The organism is Glaciecola sp. SC05 (assembly GCF_041380235.1).
Taxonomy (GTDB): domain Bacteria; phylum Pseudomonadota; class Gammaproteobacteria; order Enterobacterales; family Alteromonadaceae; genus Glaciecola.
In genome coordinates this window covers 1-566 of the sequence record NZ_JBGIYY010000057.1, presented here as the reverse complement: position 1 = coordinate 566, position 566 = coordinate 1, and the positions used below count along the sequence as shown (strand labels likewise).

Here is a 566-nt window from a genome sequence, read left to right as displayed (position 1 = left end):
TATCTAATCGGCATCTGCAAGCACAAAGCCATACAATTTACCGCGCCGTGTATCAGCAGTTTGTAGGTCATGTTCGAAGGCCTGTTGTTTTAATTGATTGGTCAGATTTAGATACGCATAAAGGATGTTTTTTATTAAGAGCATCCGTCGCATTTAATGGCCGTGGCATTGCCATTTACCAAGAAGTCCATGGTGCCAATACAAAAGAGAAACGCAGTACTCACCGAGATTTTTTAACCAAGCTAAGCGACATCATCAACAAGGATACTACCCCTATCATCGTGACCGATGCGGGTTATAAAACTACCTGGCTCAGACAGGTTATCGCATTAGGTTGGGACTATGTAGGCAGAGTTCGAAAGCCCATGATGTATGCGGATAAAGCGGCGCAATGGCAACATATTAGCGAGCTATATAAGCAAGCCACGACAAGACCTAAAGGTTTTAGTAGCAGCATTTGCCGCAACCAGCCTTTGGCATGTAATTTAGTGCTCTATAAGAGCAAAAACAAGGGCAGACACAGCCTGACGCAACACAATAAACCCAGACAATCAAAGCGCTCTAAG

The 566-nt window shown here is 44.0% G+C and carries 1 protein-coding gene; it reads left to right on the top strand.

The genetic code is table 11. The features are described from left to right. Positions 1 to 566, top strand: a 566-nt coding sequence (locus tag AB9H30_RS19360) for a transposase (RefSeq protein ID WP_371196435.1), incomplete at both ends; no start/stop codon positions are given.